The 5613-nt window shown below is 55.0% G+C and carries 3 protein-coding genes; 1 reads left to right on the forward strand and 2 read right to left on the reverse strand.

Annotated features, from left to right (window positions below):
- The first annotated feature begins 62 nt into the window (after window positions 1–62).
- Window positions 63–572, forward strand: a complete 510-nt coding sequence (locus tag QVP03_RS01265; protein WP_022331868.1) for a hypothetical protein — start codon at window positions 63–65, stop codon at window positions 570–572.
- Window positions 573–1545: 973 nt separating this feature from the next.
- Here QVP03_RS01265 and QVP03_RS01270 read toward each other — a convergent pair.
- Together QVP03_RS01270 and QVP03_RS01275 are read right to left on the reverse strand one after the other, a co-directional pair.
- Complete coding sequence (locus tag QVP03_RS01270; protein ID WP_009599018.1) at window positions 1546–3294, reverse strand: SusD/RagB family nutrient-binding outer membrane lipoprotein; 1749 nt, start codon at window positions 3292–3294, stop codon at window positions 1546–1548.
- Window positions 3295–3313: 19 nt separating this feature from the next.
- On the reverse strand, window positions 3314–5613 hold a 2300-nt coding region (locus QVP03_RS01275; RefSeq protein WP_288210588.1), incomplete at its 5' end, for a SusC/RagA family TonB-linked outer membrane protein.

Consider the following 5613-nt stretch of genomic DNA (forward strand, 5'->3'; position numbering starts at 1 on the left):
GGTGCAGTTCACGGGTCTCCCTTTTTTTCATACCTTTGTTTCCAGCGTAAAGTTCGTGCCCTATGGAATCCAAGTTTTCAGCCCGTATCGCTGAGTTGCCCGGCCCGGTGTGGGTGTTCGGGGCTTATGTCGTTTCCCGTATGGGGGAGTGGGCGTTCGGGCTGCTCATGCAGTTCGTTTCGGGCTCGTGGCGGCTGGGCGGTGGCACGGCTTTGATGTTCCTGATCCCTGCGGCCGGCGTGGCGCTGCCCGTCTGCGTGCTGTGGGGCTTGGTCGGCCGGAGCCCCTACGGGTTGTCGCTGGCGCGCTGGTATGCCGGGCTGCGTGTGGTGTTGCATTTCGCTGCGCTGCTCATGCTGCTCTTTTCCGGATACGATCCGCATCTGTACGGAGGTACCGAAATGTTTATCCGGGGCATTGCCCGGAATGTCGTATATGGTGCCTTGTGGTTCCTCTTCCTGCTTTATCTGGAGCGCTCCCGTGCGCTGGATGCCGCGATGTCCGGGGAGCGCTGCGACCTGCCTCTGTGGTGCGTTGCCCTGATGGTCGTGGTGTTGGCGCTGGCGATGTAGGGCGTGCTGCCGGAGCCTTGGCACGGGCGTGTGCGTTTTATTCTGCCGGCGATCGGAGAAGGCTCGTTTCCGGGTCTTCGTATGGCACATTTTGGGTCTGAAGTTAGCGAATTTGAATTTTTTATTGTAATTTAGGGTCGCGACAGTCCCGAAAAAGAGGTGCCGAAGTTGTATTTTTCGAATATATTCACTATATTTGTGATACATACTGACTAACACGGAAAGTGTAAGTTTATTCTCGAGTGGTAAATCTTGCAAATTAATACTGAGAAGAGAATAAGCCGGCATTTCTCCGCGTCTTATCCGTTTACGGATATAGGCGTGGGACTGTTGCTTATTTTAATAAATCAGTTGATAAATATATCAATCTGACAAACAGACTTTTAAGAAGATTTTACAGGGGTTTTAGTAACGATTTGGAGAATGTGCGAAATTCGCTACTTTGCGTAATCATCTTGTCAAATAACCCTTGTCAAAAACAAAGGTAGGAATTTTCTTTGAACTTGCAAAAATATTCGATTTAAGTGCTAAATACAAAACGAAGGCACGAGGTTATGAGCCTCGTACCTTCTTCCCTTTTATTTCTTGTTACCGTGTTAGATGGCTTTGATGACGAATGGGCAATAAGATTAAAATGGTTTTCTGCAAATTACGAAAAATAATTGATATATAGCCTATTTTCCGGTAATAAAAATGTAGCGACGGTGTTTCACAACTCTGTCGCTACCGCTACAACTAAAACAAGTTTTTAACCTTAATTTTTATCTTCATTACAAATGAATACAAAATAGTTGATATTTGCAAATCATCTGTCCGTTTCCGGTACGAGCCATTCGGGGGCATGAAAAAATGGTATGCCGCATGATAGTGGTCGGAAATGCGCCGGAGCCCGATTCGGATGTGTCGGATGGAAAAAAGGACTCCGTCGTTATACGACGGAGTCCCGGTTTATGAGTGAAACGGATCGGCGGGGTTAGAAATTGCCTTTGTCCTTGCGGTCCCACCACAGACGGGTGCCACCGGTGTCGCCGTCGCCTTTCACTTCGGAAGATTCAGCCTTCAGCAGCTGGATGGCATTGTTCACCTCGACGGTGTTGGAGCTCAGTTCCGTTTCGTTGTACAGCAGGCGGCGCGGGCCGAGCTGCGTGTCGATGATCGAGGGGGCCAGATTTTGCTTCGGACGGAAGAGTTTGGGGTAGCCCGTGCGGCGGTAATCGGCCCACGCTTCGGTCGAGAGCGGGAAGTTGGCGATCCATTTCTGGGTGATGATGCGTTCGAGCTTTTCTTCATTCGAAGCGCCTTCGTCCCACTTCACCGTGATACTGGTGGTCGGATCGGAGTTGTATTCCGGCTTCCACGGGTCCGTATAACCCTCAGGTGAGGAGGTATCGTCGTTGATGTAGCTGCTGATAGCCGCATCGTCGATAGCCGCCCAGTCGGGGGCCGTCAGTTTCTTCTCGGTCCATGCTGCCGCGGCGTCGGACTGTCGGTAGCTCTTCTGGTTGCGGATGGAAACCTCGATACCCTTTTCATAGAGTTCCTTTACGCTCTGCTGCCCGGCGTCGGTCCAGCGAAGTTTGGCTTCGGCGCGCAGGAACCAGCCTTCGGCGGCGAACATGATGGGCTGCGGCGTCGCATATCCGCCGGCCAGAAACGAGTAGTAGACGCGCTGGTTGTCGTTGCCGCCGTTCTTATTGCCCAATTCGCAGCCTACGGGAACTCCGATGTATTGCGCTCCCTTGCGGATCAGGATGTCGCTTTCGTTGTATATGTCCTCGTTGTTCTGGTCTTTCTCGCCTGTCGGTTCGGCGGTCTTCTTGACCAGATGGCGGACGTTGGTGGTGAAATAGAGCGGGCGGCGCGGGTCGTTGTAGCCGTTCATGAACGCTACGATCGACGAACCGATGCCCGAATCCAGCCAGTCCATCATGCGGCGCAGTTCGTTCGAGTAGGACTTGTTGATAAGGATGTCCTTGTCTTCGAGGACTCCGGCCTGAATGGCTTCCTTGGCGTATTTTTCAGCATCGACGGGGTTTACCTTGACGATGCGCAGCGCCATGCGCAGCTTGAGCTGGTTGGCGATCTTCTTCCAGAGCGTGCGGTCGCCGTTGCACCAGCAGTCGAACGATGCGAGACCTGCGGTCTCCGTATCCAGTCCTTCGAGCGCTTTGTCCAGCTGTGCGAATATCGCCTTGTAGATATCTTCCTGTTTGTCGTAGGCGTAGCTGCTGGGGCGTTCGGCCAGTTCGTCCGCTGCGAGGACCGACGAATAGGGAACCGGGCCGTAGGTGTCGGTATACTGGAGCAGGTTATACGCTTCGACGATGCGGGCTACGGCTGCGAAGTCATGCTGTCCGGCGGCGTCGCACTGTTTGATCAGCCGGCGGGTGTTGTTGAATATTTTCTGCATGAAGTTCTCGTGCATGCCGCCGCAGAACCCGCGGGCGAGGTCGTAACGCGCCATCGTCCAGTTGCTGTGCGGCACCTCGAAATAACCGCCGTAGTTGTCGATCGACAACGAGGTCCAGTACTGGAACAGGTTCTGGTGGGTGGGGTAACTGAACGAGAGGGGAGTGGAGAACTGCGCTTCGAACGGCAGTTCTTCGGGGTCGATCTCGTAGGGATTGGTGTTCAGCTCTTCGAAATCTCCCGTACAACTTCCCAACAGTGCGAGGGGAAGCGCCATTGCGGTAACGTTTCTAAGAATATTCTTGAGTTTCATAATGTGTAAACGCTTTTGATTAGAAATTCAGTTTCACGTTCAGACCGAAGCTGCGCGTGGTCGGCAGGTTGAAGACATCGAAGCCTTGCAGGCCGTTGCCCGTACCCATCGACACGTCGGGATCCATCGGGGCGTCTTTGTAGAAGAAGAAAAGGTTGCGGGCGATGAACGCAAGGGTCAGGTTCTTCGACTGGCCGAACAGGTTACGGAAAGTGTAGCCCAGCGAAATCTCGCGCATACGGACGTTGGTCGCGTCGTATACGTAATCCTCGACGTTGTAGACCGAGTTGAAGCTTGTCGCGCCCACCACGTCGTAGTAAGCCTTGACGTTCGAGAATTTGATGCCCTCGCGCATCACGTAGCCGCGGTCGCGCGCCCGGCCCGTGCGTTCCGATACGCCGTATCCGTCGAGTGTGGCCTCGGTCATCGAAACGACCTTGCCGCCGATGCGGAAGTCGATGAGCATGCTCAGTGTCAGGTCCTTGTAGCGGAACGTGTTGTTCCAGCCCATGTTCCACTTCGAGTTCATGTTGCCCATGTATTTCAGGTCGGAATTCTGCTCGCCGCCGTTTACGGGGATCTGGTAGTCGGCGCCTTCGGGGGTTTCCGTCACCAGTTTGCCGCTCTCGTCGCGTTTGAGCGTGCGGACGTAGAGGTCGCCATACTGGCCGCCTTCATAGAGGATCACTTTGGCGCCGCCCAAGTTGGAGACCGTTACGCCGTCTTGGATACCGTCGAAAAGCTCGATGATCTTGTTGTCGTTGTACGAGAGATTCAGATCGGTGGACCATGTGAATTCGTTGCCGAAGTCTTGGAACCAGCCGGCCGTCAGTTCGAAGCCTTGGTTCTGGACGTTGCCCGCATTGACGAACTGCGATTTGTAACCGCTCTCCCACGGCAGCGTCACCTCGAAGTACTGGTTCTTGGTGTTGGTCTTGTAATAGGTGGCGTTTACGTGCAGACGGTGCTGGAAGAACTCTCCGTCGAAACCGACCTCGAACGAGTGGGTCTTTTCGGGTTTCAGCGTGCGGAACGGCACCGATTCGGGCGGGTTGATGGCGCCTTGGTCGCCGTAGGTATAGCGCGGATTGGTCTTGTAGACGGGGACGTCGTTGCCGACGATGGAGTACGAACCGCGGAATTTGAACAGGTCGATATTCCGGCCCATGTCCACGAAACGGTTGAGCAGAAGGCTGGCGCCCACCGAAGGATAGAAGAACGAGTAGCCGTCGGTGTAAGCGAGGGCCGACGACCAGTCGTTACGGGCCGTCACGTCGAGGAAGAGCGCCTCTTTGAAGCCGAACGTGACAGCTCCGAAGACCGAGTTGAGCCGTTTGCGCTCCAGTCCCATGGTCGTGCCGTTCATGTAGAAATTCGACGGGTTGAAGATGTTGGGATAGTAGGCGCCGCCGTTGCCCGGAGCGACGAACTTGCTCTGCTCGTAGAGCAGGCTCACGTTGTTCGAACGTGTCTGCATCATGCTGGTGCCGAGGGTGGCGTTGAGCGAGAAATCGTCCCACGTATGGTTGTACTGGGCGAGCAGGTCCGCATAGAGCTGTTCGCTGAAGTAGCGGTTGTCGTCCATTTTGCCGTAGGTGTATTTATTGCCGTAGGACGACGCGTAGTGGTTGCGTACGTAGTGTTCGTCGGCGCGCTCGTAGCGCATGCGGCCCGTGAGCGAAAGTCCGTCGATGATCTGGTATTTGATCGATCCGCCGAATTCGTAGCGGTTGCGTTCGACGACGGGGCGTTCGCGGTTGAGCAGCCAGTAGGGGTTGCTGTTGGTCTCGTCGGTGGTAGTCACCCAGTTCTGGACGTTGGCGTTGAGCTCGCCGTTGTAGGTCTCGAAGTTGCTTTTGTAGCCGTTCCAGTCGCCGCCGCGCGGGAAGGTGTAGGTGCCGACGAGCGGGTTGAAGACGAAACCGCCGGCCGGCTGGTTCGAGATGTGCTGGTTCACGTATTTGGCGTTGAAATCGACCTTGATGTGGTCGTTGAAAAGGTCGAAACCGACTTTGGCGTTGAGCGTGTGTTGCGAGTAGTCGTTTTCAGGGGTGATGCCGCCGGATGTTACGTTGCCGTAGGAGAAGTAGGCTCGCAGGTCTTCGGCGCCGCCGTTGATCGAGATCGAGTTGTTGGTCGTCCAGCCCGTACGGAAGAACTTCTCGGCGTAATCGGGAGCCTTCGACGCGAGTTTGTCGCCCCAACTGTATTGGCCGTTCGCCCCGTATGTGTTCTGGAATTCGGGCAGCGAGAGCGGGGTGTCAATGGTCGTGTTGCTCGATACGTTCACCGCCAGACGCCCTGCCATGGCCGATTTGG

Origin of the sequence: Alistipes sp. CAG:29 (assembly GCF_000435435.1) — a bacterium.
GTDB lineage: Bacteria > Bacteroidota > Bacteroidia > Bacteroidales > Rikenellaceae > Alistipes > Alistipes onderdonkii.